This is a genomic window from Burkholderia sp. MSMB1835 (assembly GCF_001526365.1).
Taxonomy (GTDB): domain Bacteria; phylum Pseudomonadota; class Gammaproteobacteria; order Burkholderiales; family Burkholderiaceae; genus Burkholderia.
On sequence record NZ_LOYP01000015.1, the window covers coordinates 277,935 to 304,165 of the forward strand.

22 protein-coding genes are annotated in these 26,231 nt (G+C 67.6%); 15 read left to right on the forward strand and 7 right to left on the reverse strand.

The features are described from left to right. Nucleotides 1-91 precede the first annotated feature (91 nt). Together WS96_RS07790 and WS96_RS07795 are read left to right on the forward strand one after the other, a co-directional pair. Nucleotides 92-1,786 carry a VRR-NUC domain-containing protein gene (locus WS96_RS07790; RefSeq protein WP_059831683.1) on the forward strand — a complete coding sequence of 565 codons (1,695 nt, stop codon included), beginning with the start codon at nt 92-94 and terminating at the stop codon, nt 1,784-1,786. Next, nucleotides 1,783-4,083: an ATP-dependent DNA helicase gene (locus WS96_RS07795; protein ID WP_059831619.1), complete on the forward strand. Its 2,301-nt coding sequence runs from the start codon at nt 1,783-1,785 to the stop codon at nt 4,081-4,083. Before WS96_RS07790 ends, WS96_RS07795 begins: the two co-directional genes overlap by 4 nt. Nucleotides 4,084-4,190: 107 nt before the next feature. Here WS96_RS07795 and WS96_RS07800 read toward each other — a convergent pair whose 3' ends face one another. Next, a complete protein-coding gene (locus tag WS96_RS07800) occupies nt 4,191-4,961 on the reverse strand; it encodes an IclR family transcriptional regulator domain-containing protein (RefSeq protein WP_059505261.1) in 771 nt (256 codons plus the stop codon). Between the two features lie 164 nt (nt 4,962-5,125). Between WS96_RS07800 and WS96_RS07805 the strand changes: the two genes are divergently transcribed. Next, a complete protein-coding gene (locus WS96_RS07805) occupies nt 5,126-5,359 on the forward strand; it encodes an AbrB/MazE/SpoVT family DNA-binding domain-containing protein (RefSeq protein WP_059831622.1) in 234 nt (77 codons plus the stop codon). After that, on the forward strand, nt 5,346-5,759 hold the full coding sequence (locus WS96_RS07810) for a PIN domain-containing protein (RefSeq protein ID WP_059831623.1): 414 nt from the start codon (nt 5,346-5,348) through the stop codon (nt 5,757-5,759). The genes WS96_RS07805 and WS96_RS07810 overlap by 14 nt, the downstream gene beginning before the upstream one ends. 70 nt (nt 5,760-5,829) lie before the next feature. Here the strand turns inward: WS96_RS07810 and WS96_RS07815 are convergent, their stop codons facing one another. Together WS96_RS07815 and shiA are read right to left on the reverse strand one after the other, a co-directional pair. Beyond that, the gene (locus tag WS96_RS07815; RefSeq protein WP_034204832.1) at nt 5,830-7,131 is read right to left on the reverse strand and encodes a UDP-N-acetylglucosamine 1-carboxyvinyltransferase; all 1,302 of its coding nucleotides are present in this window, start codon (nt 7,129-7,131) and stop codon (nt 5,830-5,832) included. A 214-nt stretch (nt 7,132-7,345) separates the two neighbouring features. Then, a complete protein-coding gene (shiA, locus tag WS96_RS07820; protein WP_059831625.1) occupies nt 7,346-8,653 on the reverse strand; it encodes a shikimate transporter in 1,308 nt (435 codons plus the stop codon). Nucleotides 8,654-9,011: 358 nt separating this feature from the next. Here shiA and WS96_RS07825 point away from each other — a divergent pair, with 358 nt between their 5' ends. Continuing rightward, nucleotides 9,012-10,139, forward strand: coding sequence for a 4-hydroxyphenylpyruvate dioxygenase family protein (locus tag WS96_RS07825; RefSeq protein WP_059822405.1), 1,128 nt, complete (start codon nt 9,012-9,014; stop codon nt 10,137-10,139). Nucleotides 10,140-10,296: 157 nt separating this feature from the next. Here WS96_RS07825 and WS96_RS07830 read toward each other — a convergent pair whose 3' ends face one another. The 3 genes from WS96_RS07830 to WS96_RS07840 form a co-directional block, all read right to left on the reverse strand. After that, nucleotides 10,297-11,637, reverse strand: a complete 1,341-nt coding sequence (locus tag WS96_RS07830; RefSeq protein ID WP_059831626.1) for a type II toxin-antitoxin system HipA family toxin — start codon at nt 11,635-11,637, stop codon at nt 10,297-10,299. Nucleotides 11,638-11,639: 2 nt separating this feature from the next. Next, nucleotides 11,640-12,047, reverse strand: a complete 408-nt coding sequence (locus tag WS96_RS07835) for a helix-turn-helix domain-containing protein (protein WP_059831628.1) — start codon at nt 12,045-12,047, stop codon at nt 11,640-11,642. Nucleotides 12,048-12,521: 474 nt separating this feature from the next. Next, on the reverse strand, nt 12,522-13,187 hold the full coding sequence (locus WS96_RS07840) for a cation diffusion facilitator family transporter (protein ID WP_059831630.1): 666 nt from the start codon (nt 13,185-13,187) through the stop codon (nt 12,522-12,524). Between the two features lie 249 nt (nt 13,188-13,436). Between WS96_RS07840 and WS96_RS07845 the strand changes: the two genes are divergently transcribed. The 10 genes from WS96_RS07845 to WS96_RS07890 all read left to right on the forward strand — a co-directional run bounded on the left by WS96_RS07845 (nt 13,437) and on the right by WS96_RS07890 (nt 24,705). Then, complete coding sequence (locus WS96_RS07845) at nt 13,437-14,186, forward strand: hypothetical protein (RefSeq protein ID WP_257127960.1); 750 nt, start codon at nt 13,437-13,439, stop codon at nt 14,184-14,186. Between the two features lie 33 nt (nt 14,187-14,219). Then, complete coding sequence (locus tag WS96_RS07850; RefSeq protein ID WP_257127961.1) at nt 14,220-15,113, forward strand: alpha/beta fold hydrolase; 894 nt, start codon at nt 14,220-14,222, stop codon at nt 15,111-15,113. Between the two features lie 344 nt (nt 15,114-15,457). Beyond that, nucleotides 15,458-16,477, forward strand: coding sequence for a DNA-binding protein (locus tag WS96_RS07855; protein ID WP_059831635.1), 1,020 nt, complete (start codon nt 15,458-15,460; stop codon nt 16,475-16,477). 169 nt (nt 16,478-16,646) lie between these two features. After that, on the forward strand, nt 16,647-17,270 hold the full coding sequence (locus WS96_RS07860; RefSeq protein WP_059831637.1) for a TetR/AcrR family transcriptional regulator: 624 nt from the start codon (nt 16,647-16,649) through the stop codon (nt 17,268-17,270). Nucleotides 17,271-17,504: 234 nt separating this feature from the next. Beyond that, nucleotides 17,505-18,563, forward strand: coding sequence for an NADP-dependent oxidoreductase (locus WS96_RS07865; RefSeq protein WP_059831639.1), 1,059 nt, complete (start codon nt 17,505-17,507; stop codon nt 18,561-18,563). 92 nt (nt 18,564-18,655) lie between these two features. Then, on the forward strand, nt 18,656-18,955 hold the full coding sequence (locus WS96_RS07870; protein ID WP_006482784.1) for a putative quinol monooxygenase: 300 nt from the start codon (nt 18,656-18,658) through the stop codon (nt 18,953-18,955). 148 nt (nt 18,956-19,103) lie between these two features. Beyond that, nucleotides 19,104-19,559, forward strand: coding sequence for a (2Fe-2S)-binding protein (locus WS96_RS07875; RefSeq protein ID WP_059831641.1), 456 nt, complete (start codon nt 19,104-19,106; stop codon nt 19,557-19,559). 1 nt (nt 19,560) lies between these two features. After that, nucleotides 19,561-21,780, forward strand: a complete 2,220-nt coding sequence (locus tag WS96_RS07880) for a xanthine dehydrogenase family protein molybdopterin-binding subunit (RefSeq protein WP_059831642.1) — start codon at nt 19,561-19,563, stop codon at nt 21,778-21,780. A 15-nt stretch (nt 21,781-21,795) separates the two neighbouring features. Then, nucleotides 21,796-23,106 carry a cytochrome c gene (locus WS96_RS07885; RefSeq protein WP_059831644.1) on the forward strand — a complete coding sequence of 437 codons (1,311 nt, stop codon included), beginning with the start codon at nt 21,796-21,798 and terminating at the stop codon, nt 23,104-23,106. Between the two features lie 153 nt (nt 23,107-23,259). Beyond that, the gene (locus tag WS96_RS07890; RefSeq protein ID WP_059783503.1) at nt 23,260-24,705 is read left to right on the forward strand and encodes an NAD-dependent succinate-semialdehyde dehydrogenase; all 1,446 of its coding nucleotides are present in this window, start codon (nt 23,260-23,262) and stop codon (nt 24,703-24,705) included. An 85-nt stretch (nt 24,706-24,790) separates the two neighbouring features. Here WS96_RS07890 and WS96_RS07895 read toward each other — a convergent pair whose 3' ends face one another. After that, on the reverse strand, nt 24,791-25,843 hold the full coding sequence (locus tag WS96_RS07895; RefSeq protein ID WP_059831645.1) for a hypothetical protein: 1,053 nt from the start codon (nt 25,841-25,843) through the stop codon (nt 24,791-24,793). Between the last annotated feature and the right edge of the window lie 388 nt (nt 25,844-26,231).

A 26,231-nucleotide genomic window follows, 5' to 3' on the forward strand; every position in this document is an offset into this window, starting at 1 on the left:
CCGGATAGCGGGAAGGCGATGCCGGCGTGCGGCATCGCCCGTCATATTTGATATGATTGCGACCTGTACAAATGTACAGTGATTGATTCCCGTGACGCCTGCCTCGCCGACGCCTCCGGCGTTTTACTACCTGACCAATTTCGAACGCGCGCTGGCCTGGCTCGGCGAGCGTTACGACGACCTGTTCGACGCGCACGAGCACGCGTTCGTCCGACAGTTCGCAACGCTGCCGCAGGCGTCGCGGGCGCTGCTCGTGCGGATGCTGATGCGCAACGGGTCCGATTTCCGTGCGAGCAAGCTCGTGTACGACGAGATCGGCTGCACGCTCGACGCCGCCGCGCCGCTCGTCGCCCTCGGCTGGGTCGACCCGGCACCGCCGCTCACGCTCGACGAGCTGTTCGCGCTGTCGACCAAGGCCGAGTTGCTGCGCATCTTTCCGTCGCTCGCCGCGCATGCGGGCGAACGCAAGGCCGACTGGCTCGACCGGCTGCGCCCCGCGCACGACGTCGCGCAACCGCTCGGCGCGTGGTGCGCACAGGCCGACGACCGCGTACTGCGCGTGACGGTCGGCGCCCTGTGCGATCGGCTGCGGCTGATGTTCTTCGGCAATCTGCATCAGGACTGGAGCGAATTCGTGCTCGCCGATCTCGGCGTGTTCCAGTACGAAAGCGTGCCGATCGCGCCGTCGTCGCGCGCGTTCCAGCAGCGTGGCGACGTCGACGCGTATCTCGCGCTGCAGATGTGCCGCGACGCGCTCGATGCATGGCCCGACGATCTGCCGTTCGACGACCTGATCCGCGCGCTGGACGCCGTCGGCTGTGCGCAGCCGTGGCTCGCGACGCGCCGCGCGAAGCTGCTGTTCGCGCTCGGCCAGGCGTGCGAGCGCCGTGCCGACTGGGGCACCGCCCTCGACGCATACACCCGCAGCGCGTGGCCCGGCAGCCGCCACCGGCGCATCCGCGTGCTCGAACGCTGCGGACGCGACGACGACGCGCTCGCGCTGGCGCTCGACGCGCGCGGCGGTTTCGAGAGCGACGAGGAACGTCAGCGCGTCGAGCGCATGCTGCCGCGCCTGCAGCGCCGCGCCGGCCAGCGGGTCGAACGCGCGGCCGCCGCCGCCGACGTGCCGCGCGAGACGCTGGTGCTCGCGCGTCCCGACGCATCCGTCAGCGTCGAATTCGCCGTGCGCGATCATCTCGCGCAGCCGGCTTCGCCGGTCCACTACGTCGAAAACACGCTGATCAATTCGCTGTTCGGGCTGCTGTGCTGGGAGCCCGTGTTCGCGGCCGTGCCCGGTGCGTTCTTTCACCCGTTCCAGCGCGGCCCGGCCGATCTGCACGCGCCCGATTTCGCCGTGCGCCGCGCGGCGGCCTTCGACGCATGCTTCGCGCAGCTCGATTCGGGCGCGTACCGCGACACGATCCGCCGGCATTTCGCGACGAAGGCCGGGCTGCAATCGCCGTTCGTGTTCTGGGGCGTGCTGACCGACACGCTGCTCGACGAAGCGCTCGCCTGCCTGCCGCCCGAGCATCTGCGGCTATGGTTCACGCGCCTGCTCGCGGATATCCGCAGCAACCGGTCCGGCCTGCCCGATCTCGTCCGCTTCTGGCCCGACGAACGCCGCTACGAGCTGATCGAGGTGAAGGGCCCCGGCGATCGGCTGCAGGACAACCAGACACGCTGGCTCGCCTACTGCGTCGCGCACCGCATGCCGGTGCGCGTCGTCGACGTCGAGTGGGCCGGCGGGGCCGCCGCGCACGCCGAAGCGGCGGGGTTGTCCGCATGAGCTACGTCGTCGCGGTGCGGGCGATGTGCGAATTCACCGCGCGGCGCGGCGATCTCGACCTGCGCTTCACGCCCGCGCCGACCGCGCTCGAAGGCATCGCCGGCCACGGCGCGGTCACGTCGAAGCGCGGCGCGCGCTACGAAACCGAGATCGCGCTGACGGGCACGTGGGGCACGCTCACCGTGCGCGGCCGCGCGGACGGCTACGATCCGGTGGCGAACCGGCTCGAGGAAATCAAGACCTATCGCGGCAGCCTCGACGCGATGCCGGCCAACCATCGTGCGCTGCACTGGGCGCAGGCCAAGGTCTATGCGCACCTGATGTGCGACGCGCGCGATCTCGAGGAAATCGTCGTCGCGCTCGTGTATTTCGACATCGTGTCCGAGCGCGAGACCGTGCTGACGGAAACGCTGGATGCCGGCACGCTCGCGACGTTCTTCGCCGAGCAGTGCGCGTGCTTCGTCGGCTGGGCCGAACGCGAGACGGCCCATCGCGCCGCCCGCGACGCGGCGCTGCGCGCGCTCGCGTTTCCGCACGCGCAGTTTCGCAGCGGCCAGCGCGAGCTGGCGGTGGCCGTCTATCGCGCGGCGCGCGACGAACGCTGCCTGATGGCGCAGGCGCCGACCGGCATCGGCAAGACGCTCGGCACCGTGTTCCCGCTGCTGAAGGCCTGCGGCGAGGGCGAGCTCGACCACGTGTTTTTCCTGACCGCGAAAACGCCCGGCCGCGCGCTCGCGCTCGAAGCGGCGACGACGCTCGGCGCCGGCACGCCCGCGCTGCCGCTGCGCGTGCTGGAGCTCGTCGCGCGCGACAAGGCGTGCGAGCATCCGGACAACGCGTGTCACGGCGAATCGTGCCCGCTCGCGAAAGGCTTCTACGACCGGCTGCCGGCCGCGCGCGACGCGGCGATCGAGGCCGGGCTGCTCGATCGCGATACCGTGCGCGCCGCGGCGCTCGCGCACGACGTCTGTCCGTACTACCTGGCGCAGGAACTCGCGCGCTGGTCGGACATGGTGATCGGCGACTACAACTACTACTACGACGGCAGCGCGATGCTGCACACGCTCGCGCAGCAGAACCAGTGGCGCGTCGGCGTGCTCGTCGACGAAGCGCACAACCTGCTCGACCGCGCCCGCAAGATGTACAGCGCGTCGCTCGATCCGTTCGCGTTCGCGGCCGCGCGCGAAGCCGCGCCCGCGGCGCTGCGCAAGGCATTCGACCGGCTCGCCCGTGCGTGGGGTACGCTCAATCGCGCGCAGGCCGAGCGCTATGCGGCCTATCCCGACGTGCCGGGCCCGATCATGTCGGCCGTGCAGAACCTCGTCGCGGCGATCGGCGAACACCTGACCGACGCGCCGCGCGCGAACGGCGACGCGCTGCTGCGCTTTCATTTCGAGGCGATCCAGTTCGGCGTGCTGGCCGAAGCGTTCGACAGCGCATCGATCTTCGACGCGACGCTGCATGGCGAACCGATGCCGCGGCAGCCCGCGCTCGACGGCGTCGCGACGGCCGGTCGCCGGCGCCGCGTCCAGTCGACGCTGTGCGTGCGCAACGTGATCCCGGCCGGTTTCCTGGCGCCGCGCTACGAAGCCGCGCGCGCGACCGTACTGTTCTCGGGCACGCTGAGCCCGTTCCATTTCTACCGCGACACGCTCGGGCTGCCCGGCGATACGGGCTGGCTCGACGTCGACGGGCCGTTCCGCGCCGAGCAACTGACGGTTCGCGTCGCGAGCCACGTGTCGACGCGCTGGCGCGACCGCGATCGCTCGCTCGAGCCGATCGCCGACCTGATCGCCGCGCAATATGCGGCCCGACCCGGCAACTATCTCGGCTTCCTGAGCAGCTTCGACTACCTCGGGCGCGTGGTCGCGCTGATGCAGACGCGCCATCCGGACGTCCCCGTATGGGCGCAAGCGCCCGGCATGGCCGAAAGCGAGCGCGACGCGTTTCTCGCGCGTTTCGACGCGGCCGGCCGCGGCGTCGGTTTCGCGGTGCTGGGCGGGGCTTTCTCGGAAGGCGTCGACCTGGTCGGCGAACGGCTGATCGGTGCGTTCATCGCGACGCTCGGATTGCCGCAGGTCAACGACGTCAACGAGCAGATGCGGCGCGCGATGGACGCGCGCTTCGGCAACGGTTACGACTACATGTACCTGTACCCGGGGCTGCAGAAGGTCGTGCAGGCGGCCGGGCGCGTGATCCGGACCGAGCACGACGAGGGCGTCGTGCATCTGATCGACGACCGTTACCGGCGGCGCGAAGTGCGCAATCTGTTGCCGCGGTGGTGGCGGATCGGGTGAAGGGCAAAAACCGGCCGACGGACTGCCGGTTGCGGCTCAGGGCACTATTCGTTACGTAGCGGGGTTGCAGGCGTTGCACTGGGGCCGTTCGCGGCGAGCAGGGTGCGCTACAGCACGTTGAGCATCGCGAGCGCCGCCTCCTGCAGATGCGGCAGCACGCGCCGCACGGCCGCGTCGGTCGTCTCCGCGCCGATCGGCATGTTCGTGCTCAGCGCGGCGACGACTTCACCGTGACGGTTCTTCAGCGGCACCGCGATCCCGCGCACGCCGACCTGCAACTGCTGCTCGATCGCCGCGTAGCCGGCGTCGCGCGCCTGGTCGACCTGTTCGAGCAGCCGCGCCTTGTTGGTGATCGTGTGCGGCGTGAACGGCGGCAACTCGGTCTCGTCGAGCCACGCGCGCACGGCCTCGCGATCGGGATGATGGGCGAGCAGCACGACACCGGGCGACGTCAGCGGCGCCGGCACGCGTGCGCCGAGCACGAAGCCCGTCGTCATCACGCGCGACACGCCGTTGCGGGCGATGAACACGAGTTCCCAGCCGTCGAGCACGCTGACGTACGCCGATTCGTTCAGCGACGCACTCAGTTGCTGCAGATAAGGCTGGACCGTGCGCGGCAGCCGCGCCGAATCGAAGTACGACCAGCCGACCCGCAGCACGCGCGGCGTGAGGCCGTACAGCTTGCCGTCGGTGTACACGTAGCCGAGCGACTCGAGCGTCAGCAGGTAGCGCCGCGCGGCCGTGCGCGTGAGGCCGGTGCGCGCGGCGGCCTGCGTGGGCGTCATGCGCGCGTGCTGGCTGTCGAACGCCTCCAGGATCATCAGGCCTTTTTCGAGGCCGGCAATCCAGTCGCGTCGGTCGAGATCGGGCTTTTTCATCGTCGCAGGTGGGCGGTGGATGCGCGGTATTCGCGCGAGTGTGAGCGATTATCGCGCGAGTCATGGGTAATTGGGCGCGCGTGCCCGCCCAATTGTCCATTCAGCCGAATTGCGGATTCGCACCAACAATATACAATTGACGGCGTATATCCACGGAGGCTCAGATGCAGGTCGCTAAATGGGGCAATAGCCTGGCGGTTCGTCTTCCGGCCAGTGTGGTCGACGCACTGGAACTTCGCGAAGGCGACGATATCGAGATCGTGGTCGACAGTCCCCGCGTTTTCGCGGTAAGCCGCAAGCCGAGGCCCGACGAGATTCTGGAGCGACTGCGGCGTTTCAGGGGCAAGTTGCCCGCGGATTTCAAGTTCAGCCGGGACGATGCGAATGAGCGGGATTGAGACGGAGAAATCGTTCGTCGACAGCAATGTCGTGCTTTATCTGCTGTCCGAGGACGAAACCAAGGCAAATCGTGCGGAGGCGCTGTTCCTTCGCCGGCCAACCGTCAGCGTCCAGGTATTGAATGAGGTCGCCAGTGTCTGCAACCGCAAACTGCGGATGCCGTGGCGCGAGGTAGGGGAGTTTCTGGAGCCGATCAGGCGTTTGTGCCATGTCGTGCCGCTCACCGTCGATGCGCACGACCTCGCGCGGCGGCTGGCGGAGTGGCATCGCTTGTCCTTCTACGACGCATGCATCGTGGCAACTGCTTCGATCGAGGGGTGCGAATATCTGTACACCGAAGACATGCACGACGGCTTGCAAGTGGACGGCGGTCCGGTATTGCGCAACCCGTTTGCTTGAGGACGGACGAACCGGAAAAGCGGAGGAACCGGATGCGACGCGACCGTGACGCGCCGCATCCGTCATGACCTTACTCGCTGCTCGTCCACTCGACGTTCGCGCCGACCGAACGCAGGTTCTCGACGAAATGCGGATGCGCGCGGCGGATCGGCAGCGCGTTCATGATTTCCGAGCGGCCTTCGATGCTCGCCGCCACCATCAGCAGCGCGATCGCGACGCGGATGATGTACGGGCTCTCGACGCGCGCCGGCGTCAGTTGCAGTCCGCCGAACGTGATCAGCCGGTGCGGGTCGGACAACAACACGTGCGCGCCGAACTTCGACAGTTCGCCGGACCAGCCGAGCGCGCCGTCGTAGACCTTGTTCCAGAACATCGCGCTGCCTTCCGCGCGCACGCCGAGCGCGATGAAGATCGGCAGCAGGTCGACCGGCAGGTACGGCCATGGCGCGGCCTCGACCTTGGTCAGGATGTTCTGCGTGAACGGCCGGCGCACGCGCAGCGGGCCGTCGCGCTCCGCGCGCGACCAGCCGTCCCGGTGCGTGACGGTGACGCCGAATTTCGCGAAGGTGCGGTCGATCAGCGGGAAATGCTCGGGCGACGAATTGCGCACCGTGATGTCGCCGCCCGTGATCGCGCCGAGCGCAAGGAACGTCGCGATTTCATGGAAATCCTCGGCGAAGCGGAACTCGCCGCCGCCGAGCTTGCCGCCGCCCGTCACGCAGAGCCGCGACGTGCCGATGCCCTCGATCGCGACGCCGATCATCGCGAGGAACTGGCAGAACTCCTGCACGTGCGGCTCGGAGGCCGCGTTCATCAGCGTCGACGTGCCGTTCGCGGCCGTCGCGCACAGCGCGAAGTTCTCGGTGGTCGTCACCGACGCGTAGTCGAGCCAGTGATCGTTGGCCGTCAGCGGCCCGTCGGTACGGACGATCAGCGAATCGGGCGTGCGCTCGATGTGCGCGCCGAAACGTTCGAACACCTCGACGTGCGGATCGATCTCGCGCACGCCGAGCGTGCAGCCTTTCACGTCGTTCTCGAGGCGTGCGACGCCGAAGCGCGCGAGCAGCGGCGGAATCAGCATGATCGACGAACGCATCGCCTCGGGCAGCCGGTGGATGGCCGGATCGAATTGCGTGTTGCGATGGTGAAGCTCAAGCAGGCCCGTCGTGAAATCGACCGACACGTCGCTGCCGAGCGTGCGGAAGATGTCGAGGATCTTGCGCACGTCGGTGATGTCCGGCACGCCGACGAGGCGCAGCGGCTGATCGGTCAACAGGGTGGCGCACAGAATCGGCAGGACGGCGTTCTTGTTCGCGGACGGCTTGATGTCCCCGCGCAGCGGAGTGCCGCCGTGGACGATGAGATTCGACATGATATGGGGGCGTATCGGTGACTGACGTAGGCCCATATGATGCCATTGGTCGGCACGCGGCGTGGAGTGTTCGGAGGGGAAAAGGGGAATCGGCGCGCGTAACTGACAGTGTTTGACGTCGCGCCCGCGATGCGGCGGGTCGAATGCCGGCCGGCACGGCCGAATGACCGCCGCGTGGCCGGCCGCGAATCGGGTCGGCCACGCGCTCATCACGTCATTGCGCGGCCCGCATCCGCGCGGCGACCGCCAGCGAGATCAGGCAGCCGAACGCCAGATAGCCGGCGACGAGGTGCCACGAACCGCCTGCGAGGCTGACGAGGCCGACCGCGATGAACGGCGTGAACCCGCCGCCTACGACGCTCGCGAACTGGTAGCCGACGCCCGCGCCGCTGTAGCGATATTCGGCGCCGAACAGCTCGGTGAACAGCGGCTGCTGGACGCTCACGACCATGTCGTGCGCGGCGTTCGCCAGCAGGATCGAGAAGATCACGATCCATGAGATCGATCGAGCTTCCAGCGCGACGAAGAACGGCACCGCGGAAGCGAGGCCGATCAGCGCGCCGATCAGGTAGATGCGGCGCAGGCCGTAGCGGTCGGCCAGCCATGCGAAGCACGGGATCGTCACGCAGCTCACCGCGCCCACCAGCAGACCGATGTTCAGGAACAGATCGCGCGACATGCCAAGGTTCGTCGTCGAATAACTGAGCGCGAACGCGGTGACGATATACATCGTGAACAGTTCGGCGAGCCGCAGCGCGACGATCAGCAGGAACGCCTTAGGGTGGCGCGTCAGCGCCTCCAGCACCGGCAGGCGCAGTTTGCGGTTGCCGTGCTCGACCTTCTCGACGAACTCCTGCGATTCGTCCATGTTCTTGCGCACCCAGAGCCCGATCAGCACCAGCACGATGCTGAACACGAACGGCAGGCGCCAGCCCCACGACTTGAACGCGGCCTCGCCGAGCGTATGGCTCAGGATCGACACGATGCCGGTGGCCAGCACGAGCCCGACGCCGTAGCCGACTTGCACGCCGCTGCTGTAGAACGCCTTCTTCTGCTTCGGCGCGCTCTCGACGGCCATCAGCGCCGCGCCGCCCCATTCGCCGCCGACCGCGAAGCCCTGGATCGCGCGCATCAGCACCAGCAGCACGGGCGCCCACCAGCCGATCGTCGAGAACGTCGGCAGCAAGCCGATCGCGACCGTCGACAGCCCCATCAGCATCACGGTCAGCACGAGCATCCGCTTGCGGCCGAGCCGGTCGCCGTAGTGGCCGAACACGATGCCGCCCAGCGGCCGGAACAGGAAGCCGACACCGAAGGTGGCGAACGCCGCGAGGGTGCCCATCGTCGGGCTGACTTTCGGGAAAAACTCGGAATTGAACACCAGCGCGGCGACGATTCCGTACAGCAGGAAGTCGTACCAGTCGACGACGGCGCCGACGAAGCTGCCGATCGCGGCCTTGCGGGCCTGGCTGCGCGCACGGGCGCCGGCGGCGGCGTCGAGGGTGTCGAAGGTGGGGGTCATGGCGATGTCTCCTGGCACGGCGCATCGTGGAATCGTGGCGGCGCCGCGTCCGATGCTGCATTGAAGTCGATGAGTGAACGGAGAATAGGGCGCGGGCCGCACGGCGGCAATCGGCCAATCGGACAATGTGCGCGATTATCGTTCAATTCCGTGCGATTATCGAACGCTTTTCGGGTTTGCACTAGGCCGCGCGACGATATGCCGTTTGGCCGGGGTGTGCCGCGGTGAACGATCTGGTTAAAATCTGCAGCATCGACAACTCGCCCGTTCGGGGCGGAGGCGAGGCCGCCGCATCGGCCGCGCATGCCGCACGCGACGGGCACAATCCCTCATCGACAGCATGCCCCCGGAGACTGGAATGCCCGGCAATTCCCACCCCTTGTCCAGCGATACGCCGCCCGTCGCCGATCCGGCCGCCAATCCACTCGGGATGGCCGGTCTCGAATTCGTCGAATTCGCGGCGCCCGTGCCGGAAGCGCTCGCGCAGCGCTTCGAGCAGTTCGGGTTCAAGGCGATCGCGCGGCACGTCAGCAAGAACGTCACGCTGTACCGGCAGGGGCAGATGCATTTCCTGATCAACGCCGAGCCCGATTCGTTCGCCGCGCGCTATGCGGAGGAATACGGGATGGGCGTCTGCGCGATCGGGTTGCGCGTGGCGAACGCGCGGCGCGCGTTCGAGCGCGCGATCCAGCTCGGGGCGTGGGCGTTCGAAGGCGAAAAGGTGGGCGTCGGCGAACTGAGGATCCCGGCGATCCAGGGCATCGGCGATTCGCACCTGTATTTCGTCGACCGCTGGCGCGGTCGGGACGGCCAGCGCGGCGGCGTCGGCGACATCTCGATCTTCGACATCGATTTCCGGCCGATCGACATCGCGACCGCGCATACCGATCTCGATTGCGCGGGCGTCGGCCTGCAGCAGGTCGACCACTTCACGCAAACCGTCGGCGCGGGCCGCATGCAGGAGTGGCTGGATTTCTACCACGACCTGCTGCATTTTCGCGAGATCCACCAGATCGACGCGCACTGGCATGTGTCGGAGGAGTCGCGCGTGATGGTGTCGCCGTGCGGCGCGGTGCGGATTCCGGTCTACGAGGAAGGTACGCGGCGCACCGAGCTGATGCATGCGTACCTGCCCGACCATCCGGGCGAGGGCGTGCAGCACGTCGCGCTGGCCACTGACGACATCCTGGCGTGCGTCGATGCGTTGCGCGCGAACGGCGTCGAATTCATCGAGCCGCCCGTACGCTATTACGACGACGTCGACGCGCGGCTGCCTGGGCACGGTGTCGATCTCGACGCGCTGCGCCGTCGCGCGGTGCTGGTCGACGGCGAGATCGGCGACGACGGCGTGCCGAGGCTGTTCTTCCAGACCTTCGTCAAACGCCGCCCGGGCGAGATCTTTTTCGAGATCGTGCAGCGCAAGGGGCACCACGGGTTCGGCGAGGGCAACCTCGCGGCACTCGCCCGCGCGCGCGACGCCGGCTGAACGATCAGCCGCCGGCGGCCGGCAAGCGGTTCGGCGCGGGCGTTCGATGTCCGTATCCGCGGCGGCGTAGCCGCTTCGGTCCTGCCAGGGCCGCCCGTCGACCGAGGGTCGAAGTATTGCGGCGAAGACCGGCAGCCCGTCGCGGCCGGTCGATTTGTCACGCCGCGTCGGCCGCCGCGAGTTTGCGGCTTTGCCGACGCATGCCCGCGAATATCGCGTCTGCCATGTCCGCCGGAAAATCCGCCGGGATCTGCGCGGCGGCTTCGGCAATCGCGGGCTCCGTCCGTGCTGCGACGGCCGTCATCGCGGCCCGCACGTCGTCTTCGGTCAGGCCGACGCGCCGGCCCTGTGCGATCCAGTGGCGCGACCGGATTTCCCCGATCACGTAGTGCCGGTTCTTCCCGCAGACGGCCATCGCCAGGCGCGCGCGGCTCGGCGGGATCTGATTGCGGCGCGTACCGATGATCGGATGCGCGGACAGCACGTCGTACAGCGGCGTGCTGCGATACGCATTGCCGGGCAGGTGCGCGATGCTGAAGTTCTTTGCGTGGCCGTCGATCGCCGCCAGCACCCAGAACACGAGCTGTGCGACGAAGAAATTCATCCGGTCGCGGGAAGCGTCGGCCGAATTCGCGAGGATGCCCATGATCGTCTCGATGCCGGGGCCGCCGTCCGTTTCGTATTTCGCCCCGGACGGCGTGCCGGTCGCCTGACACATGTCCTCCTGCGGCAGTCGCAGGATCCACGAGCCGTCGCGCGACGGGCGCCGGTCGAAGCGCTCGACGATCAGCACCTTTTGATCGTCGAACCGGCCGATCTCGCACGGTGCGACCGGCAAGCCGTACGCGGCGACGATCTTCGAGCACAGCCATTCATTTTCGACGGACGTGCGCATGTCGGCCTGCATGTTGCCGACGCGCCCGAGCGGCAGCTTGAAGATGTGGGTCGTCGGCGTGCTGCCCGACGGCCGCAGCCAGCGGTTGCGCCGACGCAGCAGCGCGGTCTTTTCCTGCGCGCCGGCAATCGACAGGCGCAGGTCGTCGTGCGGTTCCCCGTGGCCGGGCAGCGGCGCGGCGGTCGCGTGGCGCAGCACATCGGCAACGGCTGCGTCGTCGAGCGGCGTGCCTTCGATTCCGTTGAGATTGACCGGTGTCTCGTCGGGCGGCAGCATCTGGATCGCGCCGACGCAATCGCGGCCGATCGACGCGAGCAAGTCGAACGGCGCTGTCGACCGGAGCCGGTAACGCTGCGCGATGCGGCGGCGGATCGGCTCGCTGTCCGGCAGCAGATTGTCGAAGTAGTCGGCCACGATCGCGCCCTGGTGCGGCTGGTTGCCGGGCGTGAAGGGCAGCGACAACGACAGCGGCCGGCCCTGGGGATCGTCGAGCCAGTCCGGCAGGTAGACGAGACGCTCGACCCCGCGCCGGATTTCCCAATAGCCGACAGGAATGCCGTTCATCCACAGGTCGAGCCGGTTGCTGCGGGCGCGTGCGACCATCGTCACCAGTCCTCCCGCTCCGACGCGCGTGGCCTGGCCCGAGTCGTCGCTGTCGGGCGCTTCCGCACAGTTCCGACGGCGGCCCCGGTCGGGGTTGTCGTGGCCGTGGTGCCGCGCTTGCTCGCGACCGGCTTGCGGCGCGCCACCGGTTCGGCAGCGGAAGCCGAATCGGCCGCGTCCGCCGATGCATCCCGCTCGTCGAGGCTGAGCATCATGCGAACGCCAAGCGCGTTCATCACCTTGAAAAGCCGTTCGATGCTGACCGCCGACGGGTTGGCTTCGAGCTGAGCATAAGATTGCTGGGTGATGCCGAGGCGGGCGGCCAGTTGCGCCTGCGTGAGTCCCGCGGATTTGCGGAAGCCGACGAGGATCGGGCGCAATTGGGTCAAGGTCTGGACAGGAAAGGCCATCGGGCGCTCCGCGAGATGACAGGCGATCGTTTGTAATCTGAAAATACAGTCTATGGCATGTATCGTCGAAATACAAACCATAGACTGTATTGACAAAAAAACAGGCAATAGCCTGTTACGCGGAGCACGATCGGTCAACCTGCCTGCGGTCGTCGCGCACGACACCCGCGTATCGCCCCATCACGCCGCCCGCGGAGCATACGTGTGCATCGCGGGATGCCGTGCAAGGCATCCCGATACTCCATTACGCGAAACCGTCCCATGCCGTATGCCGCGGCCGTCGCTCGGCGGCGCTCGTGCGGATTTTGCCCGGGAGTGTCGTGCCGCTCGGGTGGGCGGTAGCATCGGTACGCCAAGCACGCCATGCCGATGGCGACATCACGCAAAAGAGGCTCGCGGGGGCGAGCCTCTTCTTCATCCCGAGCACTCGATCGCGCGTATCGAAGCATCGACGAGCGGCGCGACGACCCGCGTTCACGACCCACGCGTCGAGCGATTCGTCCAATCGGCCAGTGCCGGCCACTGCGCATAGCCGCGCCGGATGAACCCGGCGCCCGTGCGGATCACGAGCGCACCGATCGTGAGCGCCGCCAGATCGTCGAGACGGCCGAAACCGAGCAGCGCCGCACTCATCGCGAGCGCCGCGAGCAACGACGACAGCGCATCGGTCCGCACGTGCCAGCCGCTCGCATCGAGCAGCGCGGAGCCGGTCTCGCGCGCCTTGCGCAGCATCCAGTACGACAGCACGGCCTTGCCGGCGAGCGTGACGGCAGCCAGCGCGAGCGCGGTCGCGCCCGGCTGCACGACGGGCGGCGTATCGAACCGGGTCAGCGCATGCCAGATCATCTGTGCGCCGGTCGCGGCCAGCAACGCGCCGAGGCCCGCGAGTGCGAGCGGCTCGTAGGTCGGGCGTCGCTCCGGCGGCAGGCGCGCGTCGAACCGGCACGCGACGAGGATCAGCGCATCGGCCGCAAGATCGATCGCGGCGTGCGCGACGTCCGCGAGCAGCCCCGACGAATGCGCGGACCATGCCGCCGCCGTCTCGACGGCGAGCAGCAGCAGGTTGATCGCGAGGCTGACGGCGAGGACGCGGGACGTGGCTGCGTAAACGTGGGGCGTGGCGCGCGACGGGCGCTGCATGTCGGTTCGCTTGTCGGAATCGGGGCGGCTTCGAACGTTACCGGCCGAAGGTGGCACGCGAATGACAGCCCAAACGAAGGCCCCGGGCGGCGATCAGGCGCCCGGCGATCCACTTTCCGCTCACCCGTAGCGCTCCACGCTTTCGATCATGCTGAAAAAATTACAGCGCGCGTTCGTTGGGTAGCGAATTCGACGGCATCGCATGAGGCTGCCGCGCCGTCGACGCAGGCCGCTCGAGCGAGCGTCGAAGTGCGACAAGCGACGCTGCCGGCCTGCGGACAGGACCGTGATTTGCTCGCGCGACAGCTCGGCATGTTCGCTCAAACGGCGCATGTTTTTTCTCGGACGCCATCGGGTACCGCCGAGCGACGAAATGCACTGCCCACTCGCTTCAGCAATCAGATGCACGACAGCCCACGCCTTTCCCCGTCCGACACGATCCGCGAATCGAGCACGATCGTCGTCAGCCGCGTCGTTCATCCGGGGCGGGAAAGGCAATTCGATCGATGGGCGCGCGAGATCGACGCGGCAGCGCGGCGCTACCCGGGGCATCTCGGAAATGTTCGCCTGAGCGATTCAAGCGGCATCAACTACCTGGTTTATCGTTTCGACTCGCAGGAGCACCTGCATGCGTGGGAGGACTCCGCGGAGCGGCGAAAGCTGGTTGCGAAGGGCGACGAGATATCGGACGAACATCGCGACGCCGCCGTCGGCATGGATGCGTGGTTCGCGATCGCCGGCAAGCCCGCTACACCGAAGTGGAAGACGTTTCTCGTGACGTGGCTGGCGGTTTATCCGGTCCTGCTGTCGATCACCTACCTTCTGAGCGCGCTCCTTCCCGCCCTGGAGCGTCCTGTCCAACTCGCGCTCAGCTCCGCACTCCTGACTTCGTCGCTGACCTGGATCGTCATGCCGTTCGTCACGAGGCAACTTCGGCCATGGCTGCTCCGGGGCGTGAAGCAGGTCGACAGGCTGAGCGACCGACAAAGTAACGGATGACGACCCATGCAGAATGAACAATCGATGTCAGGGATGCCGACGGCCGGCCTGCCGGCCGGCTTCGATCGACGATTCAGCCGGCGCTACGCGCAGGTCGACGACGTACGCCTCCATTACGTGACCGGCGGTCCGGACGACGGCGAGATGGTGATCCTGCTGCATGGCTGGCCGCAAACCTGGTACACGTGGCGTCACGTGATGCCAGCGCTGGCGGAAGAGGGGTATCGCGTCGTTGCGGTCGATTACCGCGGCGCAGGCGAATCAGACAAGCCGCTCGGCGACTACGACAAGGCCTCGATGGCAGGCGACATCCGCGCGCTCGTTCGCCAGTTGGGCGCGACGCGCGTTCATCTCGTCGGCCGCGACATCGGCGTGATGGTCGCCTACGCGTACGCCGCGCAATGGCCTGCCGAGATCGCGACGCTTGCGATGCTCGACGTTCCGGTGCCGGGCACGCGAATCTGGGACGAAGCGAAGGCCCGTGCCGGTCCGCAGATCTGGCATTTCGGCTTGCATCAGCAGCGCGATATCGCCGAAATGCTGATTGCGGGCAAGGAGCACGCGTACATCCTCGATTTCTACAAGAAGAGAACCCACGTCCCGCTGTCGGACGACGATATCGCCGTCTACGCCGCCGCTTATGCGGCTCCAGGCGCGCTACGCGCCGGATTCGAACTCTATCGCGCGTTTGCGCAGGACGAGACGCAGTTCAAGGCGTTCATGAAGCACAAGCTCCCGATGCCGGTACTGGCGCTCGCCGGCGACAAGAGCAACGGCGCCAAGGAACTCGACATGGCGAGGGAACTGGCGCTGGACGTGCGTGGAGCCGTTGCGCCGAATACCGGCCATTGGCTGCCGGACGAGAATCCGGCCTTCCTGACGCGACAATTGATCGACTTCTTCAGGGAAGTGGCGCCCGGCCGCTGAAGGCCGGCGCGCTTCGTGCCGCCGTCGCACGCATGCGGGTGTTTTGTTGCCGCGCATGTGGCGTGTGGCGCGATCGTACTTTTCCGGCTGCCGTGCAAAAGGCGGCTGTCCCGATCCAGCGGATGACCCGAGATGCTCGGTGAATTCGTGGCCATGACCCGATAGGGATTCCAGCGTTTCGATGCTGCACCGCGCCACGCCGTAACGAGCGGGGCCGGATTCGTGCGTCTTCCACCGGGCAATGCTCGACATTATAGAAATAATGTCAAAAGTAAACCAGTCGATGATTGGATATTTGACGGTTTACGTTATATTATTCATCAAAATTCTCGATAGAACCCGCCATGTCCGATCTCGTCGCCGATGAACCTCGCCTGACCGCCGAAATCGAGCGCCTCAAGACCGACTTCCCGAAAACGCGCGAGCTGTACCGCGAAGTCTGCGCGCTGCTGTTCTTCCGCTTCGGCGTCACGCCGACGGCGAACCGCCTGTACCAACTCGTTCGCAAGGGCAGCATGAGCACGCCGACGGCTGTCCTCGGCGAGTTCTGGGCCGAGCTGCGGGAAAAAAGCCGTGTGCGCATCGAGCATCCGGACCTGCCGGCCGATTTGCAGGCAGCGGCGGGCGAACTCGTCGCGGCGCTATGGAACCGGTCGAGCACAGCCGCGGCAGCGGCCCTCGACGCGCTGCGCGCGGAAGTCGAAGCCCAGCGGGCCGCAGCACACGCGGAAGTCGCGACGTTGCAGGCCGAACTGGCCCGCACCGAAACCGCGCTGGAGCAACGCACGGCGGCGCTGCTGGCCGCGCAGGTCCGCATTCAGGAACTGGAGCAGGCGAGGGCGGCCGACGATGCGTCGCGGCAAGCGCTGCAAGCGGATATCGAGCGCCTGAAGGCCGACAACGCGGAGGGCGATCGTGCACTCGCCGAGGCCCGTGCGGATTTCACCACCCAGCTCGACCGGTTGCGCGACGACGCCGGCCGCGCCGAGGAGCGGCTGCGCGCATCGGAGAAGCGGGCGCTTCAGGAAATCGATCGCGAGCGGCTCGCCGCCGCGCGATTGCAAAAGGAGCTCGACGCGGCCGCGTCGCGCGCGGAACAGCGCGATGTGCAGCAGCGGAAAGACATGGCCGCGCTACAGGCGCAACTCGGCGACGCGCTGCATCGCTGCGGCGTGCTTCAGGGGCAGCTCGACGGCGCACTGGCGGCCGAGGCGGCGCGCGGCAACGAGCTCGATGCGGTGAGGCGCGAGATGGCGGCGCTGGTGCGCCGGCCGCCGTTGCGCGGAGTCAAGAGCGCCCCGGCCGCCGAACGCAGCGAGCGTCGGGCGCGCACGAGAAAGCGTGCCGACGAAGCGCCGCGCTGACGGCCCAACCGACTCGCCGTGATGGCATGCCGCCCGCGCACGCCCTGGGCAGACGAGAAGCGCGCTGGCAAGGCATTGGGCTCGCGACGGGGATCGGGTAAAGTGCCGCTCAACATGCCGGCTCGACGTTACTAGACGACCGGTCTAATCGTTGCTACCATACGCCATCATGAATGCATCTTCAGGCGCCGAAGTCCGCCAGCACATCCTGAATATCGCGAAGCCGATCATGCTCCACAAGGGGTTTTCGGCGGTCGGTCTGAACGAGATTCTCGCCGCGGCGGGCATCCCGAAGGGCTCGTTCTACCATTACTTCGGCTCGAAAGAGGCATTCGGCGAAGCGCTGCTCGAATCGTATTTCGAAGGCTATCTCGCGCATCTCGACAACCTGCTCAAGCAGCAGGCCGGTACCGGCGCCGAGCGCCTGATGACGTACTGGGGCAACTGGCTGCACACGCAATGCGCGGACGATCCGGAAGGCAAGTGCCTCGCGGTGAAGCTCGGCGCGGAAGTGTCGGATCTGTCCGAAGCGATGCGCGCGGTACTGCGGCGCGGCACCAGCCAGATCATCGAGCGGCTCGCGGGCGGCATCGAGGCGGGGCTCGCCGACGGTTCGCTGAGCGGCGTCGACGATCCGTCGTACACGGCCGCGATCCTGTACGAGCTGTGGCTGGGCGCGACGCTGCTGGAAAAGATTCACCGCAACCGCAAACCGCTCGAAAGGGCGATGGCCGAAACGCGGCGCATGCTGAACCTGCCGCCGGCCGCGCCGCGCGACGGGGCGCAGTCGTAATCCGGGCGCGCTTGGGCGCGCCTTGTTTTTGCCTTGATTCTAGACGACTGGTCTACTCAATCATTCATGACGAATGCCTCACGCCGCGTTACGCTGTCCCGATCGTTCCAACCGCCTGCCTGCGATCGCACCGGCGCGACCGCCGACGCCGCCGCAGGCGCGCACTTCCCGCTGGTCCATCCCTGATCCGAGCGTGCCCACGCGGCACGTTCATTCCCGTTGACGGAGGCTCACATGCCGCAAAGCAAAACCGCAAACCGCCAGATCGTCCTGAATTCGCGCCCGGTCGGCGCACCGACGCCGGACAACTTCCGCGCCGAAACCGGCGACGTGCCGGTGCCCGGCGCCGGCCAGGTGCTGCTGCGCACCGTCTGGTTGTCGCTTGACCCGTACATGCGCGGCCGGATGAGCGACGCGCCGTCCTATGCGCCGCCGGCCGAGCTGGGTCAGCCGATGGTCGGCGGCACGGTCAGCCGTGTGGTGACGTCGAACCTGCCGGCGTTTCGCGAAGGCGATCTCGTCGTGGCCGGCGCCGGCTGGCAGGACTACGCGCTGTCCGACGGGCGCGACCTGATCCCGCTCGGCCGCGACTTCGCGCACCCGTCGTACGCGCTCGGCGTGCTGGGCATGCCTGGCTTCACCGCGTACACCGGGCTGCTGACGATCGGCGAACCGAAGGCCGGCGAAACCGTGGTCGTCGCGGCCGCGAGCGGCGCGGTCGGCGCGGTGGTCGGCCAGATCGCGAAGCTGAAGGGCTGCCGCGTGGTCGGCGTCGCGGGCGGCGCCGACAAGTGCGCGTACGTGACCGGCACGCTCGGCTTCGACGCGTGCGTCGACCATCGCGATCCGGCGTTTGCCGCCACGCTGAAGGACGCGTGCCCGAACGGCATCGACGTGTATTTCGAGAACGTCGGCGGCGCCGTGTTCGACGCGGTGTGGCCGCTGCTGAACGACCATGCGCGCGTGCCCGTCTGCGGAATCATTGCGCATTACAACGACGCCGCGTACGACGACAAGGCCGTGTCGACCGGCCGCGACCGCGTGCCGGCGCTGATGGGTGCGATCCTGCGCAAGCGCATCCGCGTGCAGGGTTTCATCATTCTCGATCACTATGCAACCGGCTATGCGACGTTCCTGAAGGACATGAGCGAGTGGGTCGCGCAAGGCAAGGTGAAGACGCTCGAGGACGTCGTTCCCGATCTCGCCGACGCGCCGCAAGCGCTGATCGGTTTGCTCGCCGGCAAGAATTTCGGCAAGGTCGTCGTGCGGGTCGGCCCGGACGAACTGGCCTGATCCCCGCTCGGCGACAGACCGCCACTGCACGCTGGCGTCGCGAGACGCCGGCTTGTGGCATGCTCGTTTCCGTTTTCAAAGGAGTGGAAAAAATGGCGCTTCACGTGATTGCTTCGCTGTTCCTGAAACCCGAACACGCGCAGGCCGCCGAGGCCGAACTGCGCAGCATGGTCGCCAAGACGCGCACCGAACCGGGCAACCGGCGCTATGACCTGTTCCGCGAGCAGGACGGTTCGCCGAACCTGCATCTGTACGAAATCTACGACGACCAGGCGGCGTTCGACGCACATCTCGCGAGCCCGTATTTCGGCGAATTCCGTACGAAATCGGCCGACTGGTTCACCGCACCGCCGGTCATCAAGGTGCTGTCGGGCATCGACGTGGCCGAGTAACGACGCAAGCATGCAGCACCACCGTCGCGGCTCGCCCGCACCCGGGCCGCGCGGCAGCCGTTGCGCACGACGCAACGGCGACGACGACCTCACGGCGCAGCACGCCCCGTTCGCGCCGCTTCCCCAATACAACGGCCCCGGAGGCTGAATGATCACCCTCAACATCAACGGCGAAACCCGCTCGGTCGACGCCCCCGACGACATGCCCTTGCTCTGGGTGCTGCGCGACGTCGTCGGTCTGACCGGCACCAAGTTCGGCTGCGGGATCGCGCAATGCGGCGCGTGCACCGTGCATCTCGACGGCGTTGCCGCGCGCTCGTGCGTGCTGCCGGTCGCGGCCGTCGCGGGCCGCAAGATCACGACGATCGAAGCCGTCGGCGCGACGCCGGCCGGCCACAAGGTCCAGCAGGCGTGGCGCGCGCTCGACGTCGTCCAGTGCGGCTACTGCCAGTCGGGGCAGGTGATGGCCGCCACCGCGCTGATCGCAGCGAATCCGAATCCGAGCGATGCCGACATCGATGCGGCCATGGCCGGCAACATCTGCCGCTGCGGCACGTATCACCGGATTCGCGCGGCCGTCAAACAAGCCGCGAAGGAGGCCTGACATGTCACGTGGACTGATCGAAGCAGGTCGGGCCGGCGCGGGCGTGTCGCGCCGCGGGTTTCTCAAGCTCGGCATGTCGCTCGGCGCGGCGGCCGGCGGCGGCTTGCTGCTCGGCTTCAGCCTGCCGGCGGCGGGCGACGATGCGCGCCGCTCGGTGATCGGCGGCGATGCAGCCGAACCCGCTGCGCCCGGCGTGTTCGCCCCGAACGCATTCGTGCAGATCGATCGCGCCGGCAAGGTCACGCTCGTGATGCCGAAGGTCGAGATGGGGCAGGGTGTCTATACGGCGCTGCCGATGCTGATCGCGGAAGAGCTCGAAGTGCCGCTCTCGGGCGTGACGCTCGATCATGCGCCGCCGAACGAGAAGCTGTTCCTCGACCCGCTGCTCGGCGGCCAGCTCACCGGCGGCTCGACGTCGGTGCGCTACGCGTGGGATCCGCTGCGCCGCGCGGGCGCGACGGCGCGCACGCTGCTGGTCGCGGCGGCCGCGAAGCAATGGAACGTCGATCCGGCCAGTTGCCGCGCGGCGAACGGCGAAGTGCAGCATCCGCCGAGCGGCCGGCGCGCATCGTACGGCCAGTTGGCCGACGCCGCGGCGAAGCTGCCGGTGCCGAAGGACGTCGTGCTGAAACAGCCGGCGGATTTCAAGCTGATCGGCACGCCCGCGAAGCGCCTCGATTCGCCGGAGAAGGTCGACGGCACCGCGCAGTTCGGGCTCGACGTGCGCGTGCCCGGCATGCTGTATGCGGTGATCGTGAACAGTCCGGTGTTCGGCGGCACGGTCGCGAGCGTCGACGACACCGCCGCGAGAAAAATCCCCGGCGTGCGTCAGGTCGTGCGCGTCGACAACGCGGTCGCGGTGGTCGGCGATCACACGTGGGCCGCGAAGCGCGGCGCATCGGCGCTCGTCGTGAAGTGGAACGAAGGCGCGGACGCGAAGGTGTCGACGAAGGATCTTTTCGCGGATCTCGCGCACGCGGCGGCGAACGGCAAGGGCGCGGTCGCGCGCAAGGAAGGCGACGTCGGCAAGGCGTTCGCGAACGCGAAGACGCGCGTCGACGCCGTCTACGAACAGCCGTTGCTCGCCCACGCGACGATGGAGCCCGTGAACTGCACGGTGCACGTGCGCGGCGACGGCTGCGACATCTGGGTCGGCACGCAGGTGCCGACCCGCGTGCGCGACACGGCGCAGCAACTGACCGGGCTGGCGCCGGACAAGATCGTCGTGCACAACCATCTGCTCGGCGGCGGGTTCGGCCGGCGGCTCGAAACCGACATGGTCGGCCAGGCCGTGAAGGTCGGCAAACAGGTCGCGGCGCCGGTGAAGGTGATCTGGACGCGCGAGGAAGACGTCCAGCACGACATGTACCGGCCGTGCTACTACGACACGATCTCGGCCGGCCTCGACGCGAGCGGCAAGCCGGTCGCGTGGCAGCACCGGATCGTCGGCTCGTCGATTCTCGCGCGCTTCGCGCCGCCCGCGGTCAAGGACGGCGTCGATCCCGACGCGGTCGAGGTCGCGGCCGAGCTGCCGTACGACCTGCCGAACCAGCTCGTCGACTACGTGCGCCAGGAGCCGCGCCACGTGCCGACCGCGTTCTGGCGCGGCGTCGGGCCCACGCGCAGCACGTTCGTCGTCGAGAGCTTCATCGACGAACTGGCCGCCCAGACCAAGACCGATCCGGTGCAGTACCGCCGCGCACTGCTCGACAAGACGCCGCGCGCGCGCAACGTGCTCGACGTCGCGACGAAGGCGGCCGGCTGGGGCGCGTCGCTGCCGAAGGGGCAAGGGCGCGGCGTGTCGGTCATGCATGCGTTCGGCAGCTTCTTCTCGATCGTCATCGACGTGGCGGTGGACGGCGGCGAGGTGCAGGTCAAGCGCGTCGTGTGCGCGGTCGACTGCGGCATGTACGTGAATCCGAACACGATCGAGGCGCAAGTGCAGGGCGGCATCATCTTCGGGATCACGGGCGCGCTGTACGGCGAGATCACGATCGAGGACGGCCGCGTCGTGCAGACCAACTTTACCGACTATCGGGTGATGCGAATCAACGAGACGCCGCCGATCGAAGTCCATCTGGTGAAGAGCGGCGAGGCGCCGGGCGGGATCGGCGAGCCGGGCACGGCCGCGACCGCGGCGGCGCTGTCGAACGCGATCTTCGCGGCCACCGGCACGCGGCTGCGCAAGCTGCCGGTCGGCAACCAGCTGAAAACGGCCTGAGGGGAGGGGACGACCATGCGACATCTCACCCTGAACCCGAGCCTGAATGCGCTCCGTGCCTCGTTGCTCGCGCTGTCCGCACTGGTGGCCGGCACGGTCGCGCATGCCGCGCAGACGGCGCCCGCCGACAGCGCGCTCGTCGCGCGCGGTGCGTATCTCGCGAAAGCCGGCGACTGCGTCGCGTGCCACACCGCGCCGCGCGGCACGCCGTTCGCGGGCGGCCTGAAGATGGTCACGCCGATGGGCGCGATCTACACGACCAACATCACGCCCGATCCGGAGACGGGCATCGGCGGCTATACCGAAGCCGATTTCGCTGCCGCGTTGCGCAAGGGCGTCGCGAAGGACGGTCACCACCTGTATCCGGCGATGCCGTATCCGTCGTACGCGAAGCTGAAGGACGACGACGTGAAGGCGCTGTATGCGTACTTCATGCACGGCGTCGAACCGGTGAAGCAGGCGAACCGGGCGTCCGACATCCCGTGGCCGCTCAACATGCGCTGGCCGCTCGCGTTGTGGAACATGGTGTTCCTCGACACGACGCCCTACGCGGACAAGCCCGCGAAGGATGCGATGTGGAACCGCGGCGCGTATCTCGTGCAGGGGCTCGGACACTGCGGGTCGTGCCACACGCCACGCGGCGTCGGCTTCCAGGAGAAGGCGCTCGACGAAAGCGGCGCGGCGTTCCTGTCGGGCGCCTCGATCGACAACTGGTTCGCGTCGAACCTGACCGGCGAGCACAACACCGGGCTCGGCCGCTGGAACGAGGCCGACGTCGCGCAGTTCCTGAAGACCGGCGCGAACCAGCACGCGACCGCGTTCGGTTCGATGGTGAGCGTGATCAACCACAGCACGCAGGAACTGACCGACGACGATCTGGCCGCGATCTCGCGCTACCTGAAATCGCTACCGGCGGCAGGCGGCACGGGTGCGCCGCCGTACCGCTACGATCCGAAGGCGACGCAGGCCGCGCTGGGCCGACCGGCAACCGATCCGGGCGCGAAGGTGTATAACGCTTACTGCCTGCACTGCCACGGCGTGGACGGGCGCGGCTATGCGCCGCTGCTTGCGCCGCTCGCGGGCAATCCGAACGTGCTGGAGGCCGATGCGTCGTCGCTGATCAACGTGACGCTGAACGGCAGCGACACGCTCGTGATCGCCGGCGTGCCGTCCGCCTATCCGATGCCGGCATTCTCGAACCAGTTGAACGACCGGCAGATCGCCGACGTGCTGACGTTCATGCGCGCCGGCTGGAACAACGGCGCGCCGGCGGTGCAGGCGGCGGACGTCGCGAAACTCCGCAAGGCGACGGCGGCCGCGCACTGAGCGCGGTATGCTGCGCAACGATGGCGGGCCGCCGTGCCTGCCGCCCATGCCGCCCGGTGCGTGCCTGCCCCGGCGGCGTGGCTTTTTCTGTCAACCGGCGCGCGGCCGTTCGCGGCAGCGCGCGTTTTATCGACGCAATGTAGGGGTGTCTGGATGGCTAACGTGACTTATACGGATACGCAACTGCTGATCGACGGCGAGTGGGTCGACGCCGCGAGCGGCAAGACGATCGACGTCGTGAACCCGGCGACCGGCAAGCCGATCGGCAAGGTGGCCCACGCGGGCATCGCCGATCTCGACCGTGCGCTCGCCGCCGCGCAGCGCGGCTTCGAAGCATGGCGCAAGGTGCCCGCCCACGAGCGCGCGGCAACGATGCGCAAGGCGGCCGCACTGGTGCGCGAACGTGCGGACACGATCGCGCAGTTGATGACGCAAGAGCAGGGCAAGCCGCTCGCCGAAGCGCGCATCGAAGTGCTGTCGGCGGCCGACATCATCGAATGGTTCGCGGACGAGGGCCGCCGCGTGTACGGCCGGATCGTGCCGCCGCGCAACCTCGGTGCGCAGCAGACGGTCGTGAAGGAGCCGGTCGGCCCGGTCGCGGCGTTCACGCCGTGGAATTTCCCGGTCAACCAGGTGGTGCGCAAGCTGAGCGCCGCGCTCGCGACCGGCTGTTCGTTCCTCGTGAAGGCGCCGGAAGAAACCCCGGCATCGCCGGCCGCGCTGCTGCGCGCGTTCGTCGACGCAGGCGTGCCGGCCGGCGTGATCGGCCTCGTGTACGGCGATCCGGCTGAAATCTCGTCGTATCTGATCCCGCACCCGGTGATCCGCAAGGTCACGTTCACGGGTTCGACGCCGGTCGGCAAGCAGTTGGCCGCGCTCGCGGGCCAGCACATGAAGCGTGCGACGATGGAACTGGGCGGCCACGCGCCGGTGATCGTCGCCGAGGACGCGGACGTCGCGCTCGCGGTGAAGGCCGCCGGCGGTGCGAAGTTCCGCAACGCGGGGCAGGTGTGCATTTCGCCGACGCGCTTCCTCGTGCACAACAGCATCCGCGACGAATTCACGCGCGCGCTGGTCAAGCACGCGGAAGGTCTGAAGGTCGGCAACGGCCTCGACGAAGGCACGACGCTCGGCGCGCTCGCGAACCCGCGGCGGCTGACCGCGATGGCGTCGGTCGTCGACAACGCGCGCAAGGTCGGCGCGAGCATCGAGACCGGCGGCGAGCGGATCGGCGCGGAAGGCAACTTCTTCGCACCGACCGTGATCGCGAACGTGCCGCTCGAAGCGGACGTGTTCAACAACGAGCCGTTCGGCCCGGTCGCGGCGATTCGCGGCTTCGACAAGCTCGAGGACGCGATCGCCGAGGCGAACCGACTGCCGTTCGGGCTGGCCGGCTACGCGTTCACGCGCGCGTTCGCGAACGTGCATCTGCTGACGCAGCGCCTCGAAGTCGGGATGCTGTGGATCAACCAGCCGGCGACGCCGTGGCCGGAAATGCCGTTCGGCGGCGTGAAGGATTCAGGCTACGGGTCGGAAGGCGGGCCGGAAGCGCTGGAGCCGTATCTCGTCACGAAGTCGGTGACGGTGATGGCCGTCTGACGACGACTTGAGCGTCGTGACGCCGCCGCTTCCGGGCACGGGGCGGCGGCGTTTTTTTGGGGGGCGCGTCGACCGACGGCGAACCTCAGCGGATCGGCAGAATGTCCTCGAAGACGCGTCTCACTGCGCTCTGCTGGTCGGGGTTCAGATCTCCGTAGGCGGGTGGAACCTTGCCGCATTCGGCGACCTTCGTGCTTTTGACCTTTTCTTTCGCGACTGCCCACTCGCCGGACAGATGGCCTTCGAATCTCATGCCGAAGGGGCTATTGGCGCCGGCCGCCTGACCCCAGCCGTTCACCATCATCGTTTCCTGCGCGCCGCCCCACGCGAGCGGGTGCTTGCCGTCTTGCGACTCGCGGCGGTTCTGGCAGGAGTCGGCATTCGGCACGCAGTGGCCCCCGATGATTTGCGCCGGCGTGGCCTTCTTCAGGTCGGCCAGGTCCAGCAGCATGTAGTTCTCGAGATTGACGAGATAGTCGCGATTGCTTTCGGCGATCAAGATCGCCGCCATCGCGTTGCCGAGCGCCTGATCGTTCGCGGCGGCTCCGCTCAGGCCGCCCGCGTAAACCGTCTTCATCGCTTTGAGCAGCTCCGCCGACGTTCTGTCTTTGGCGGCCCTGGCAAACATCGTCGGGTAGTCGCTGGCGAAACACGTGCTCGAGTTCCCGTTCGCTCGTCCCCAGAAGTGAATGTAGTTCGAGTATTGTCCGCCTCCGCACTGGCGATAATAAATGGCCTCGTTCATCGAGAAGAACTGGCTCCGGCCTCCTGCGCCAGCGCATTGATAGGCCGCGAGACGCAGGAACTTCAACGGGCTCACGACGTTGCCGAAGTAGTTGCGGTTGTCGGGACCGGCCGCAGGAAGGTGATCGTTCGCCCCGTCGCAACGTTTCGGGTCGGGCGGGGGCGCTTCCGGCCTCAGCGGCATACGCTCGACGACAGTGGCGACTTTCGCGTCCGCGACCCTGAGCGCGGCTTCGCGCAACACGTCCGACGTGACGTAGAGCGGCCCACCGCGCATGTCGACGGCATAGCAGGCGGTCGCTCCTTGCGCCTGCACGGCGAAAGAAAGTGCGGCGGCAAACGAACATGCGGCGATCCCCAAGGTGCCGCCGATACGGTGACGATCGATATCCATGAACGGGCTCCGGTGATTTCGTGGATGGGAAAGGGCCCGCGAATGGGCATGCGTTAACAGCAAGCCGGCGCATGCAGATGGTCTACGGGCCGACAGCGCTGCCCGACGTCGCGGGATGAAGGACACAGGAGGAAGGGACGCTCGGGACGAGCCGTTGTGAGCTGCCCGGGGAACTGAGGGATGCGGTGCGTTAGTCGCGCATCGGACTGGCCGGATGGATCAGGCCGTTCTTGGGAATGGGACAAGCAGTGACACACCGATTAGCCACGGCATTTTAATTTTACATAACGTGAATTATCGATAATTTGTGTTGTAGCAGCTAAGTTCAAATGTCCGCTTCCGGCTAAGTTCAGATGTCCGTTTTTCGACCCGTCGTAAGCTGACCGAC

Coding starts and splice junctions, on each gene's coding strand:
- WS96_RS07795 (WP_059831619.1), top strand. CDS start 1,783: ATGAGCTACGTCGTCGCGGTGCGGGCGATGTGCGAATTCACCGCGCGG.
- WS96_RS07800 (WP_059505261.1), bottom strand. CDS start 4,961: ATGAAAAAGCCCGATCTCGACCGACGCGACTGGATTGCCGGCCTCGAA.
- WS96_RS07805 (WP_059831622.1), top strand. CDS start 5,126: ATGCAGGTCGCTAAATGGGGCAATAGCCTGGCGGTTCGTCTTCCGGCC.
- WS96_RS07810 (WP_059831623.1), top strand. CDS start 5,346: ATGAGCGGGATTGAGACGGAGAAATCGTTCGTCGACAGCAATGTCGTG.
- WS96_RS07815 (WP_034204832.1), bottom strand. CDS start 7,131: ATGTCGAATCTCATCGTCCACGGCGGCACTCCGCTGCGCGGGGACATC.
- shiA (WP_059831625.1), bottom strand. CDS start 8,653: ATGACCCCCACCTTCGACACCCTCGACGCCGCCGCCGGCGCCCGTGCG.
- WS96_RS07825 (WP_059822405.1), top strand. CDS start 9,012: ATGCCCGGCAATTCCCACCCCTTGTCCAGCGATACGCCGCCCGTCGCC.
- WS96_RS07830 (WP_059831626.1), bottom strand. CDS start 11,637: ATGGTCGCACGCGCCCGCAGCAACCGGCTCGACCTGTGGATGAACGGC.
- WS96_RS07835 (WP_059831628.1), bottom strand. CDS start 12,047: ATGGCCTTTCCTGTCCAGACCTTGACCCAATTGCGCCCGATCCTCGTC.
- WS96_RS07840 (WP_059831630.1), bottom strand. CDS start 13,187: ATGCAGCGCCCGTCGCGCGCCACGCCCCACGTTTACGCAGCCACGTCC.
- WS96_RS07850 (WP_257127961.1), top strand. CDS start 14,220: ATGCCGACGGCCGGCCTGCCGGCCGGCTTCGATCGACGATTCAGCCGG.
- WS96_RS07855 (WP_059831635.1), top strand. CDS start 15,458: ATGTCCGATCTCGTCGCCGATGAACCTCGCCTGACCGCCGAAATCGAG.
- WS96_RS07860 (WP_059831637.1), top strand. CDS start 16,647: ATGAATGCATCTTCAGGCGCCGAAGTCCGCCAGCACATCCTGAATATC.
- WS96_RS07865 (WP_059831639.1), top strand. CDS start 17,505: ATGCCGCAAAGCAAAACCGCAAACCGCCAGATCGTCCTGAATTCGCGC.
- WS96_RS07870 (WP_006482784.1), top strand. CDS start 18,656: ATGGCGCTTCACGTGATTGCTTCGCTGTTCCTGAAACCCGAACACGCG.
- WS96_RS07875 (WP_059831641.1), top strand. CDS start 19,104: ATGATCACCCTCAACATCAACGGCGAAACCCGCTCGGTCGACGCCCCC.
- WS96_RS07880 (WP_059831642.1), top strand. CDS start 19,561: ATGTCACGTGGACTGATCGAAGCAGGTCGGGCCGGCGCGGGCGTGTCG.
- WS96_RS07885 (WP_059831644.1), top strand. CDS start 21,796: ATGCGACATCTCACCCTGAACCCGAGCCTGAATGCGCTCCGTGCCTCG.
- WS96_RS07890 (WP_059783503.1), top strand. CDS start 23,260: ATGGCTAACGTGACTTATACGGATACGCAACTGCTGATCGACGGCGAG.
- WS96_RS07895 (WP_059831645.1), bottom strand. CDS start 25,843: ATGGATATCGATCGTCACCGTATCGGCGGCACCTTGGGGATCGCCGCA.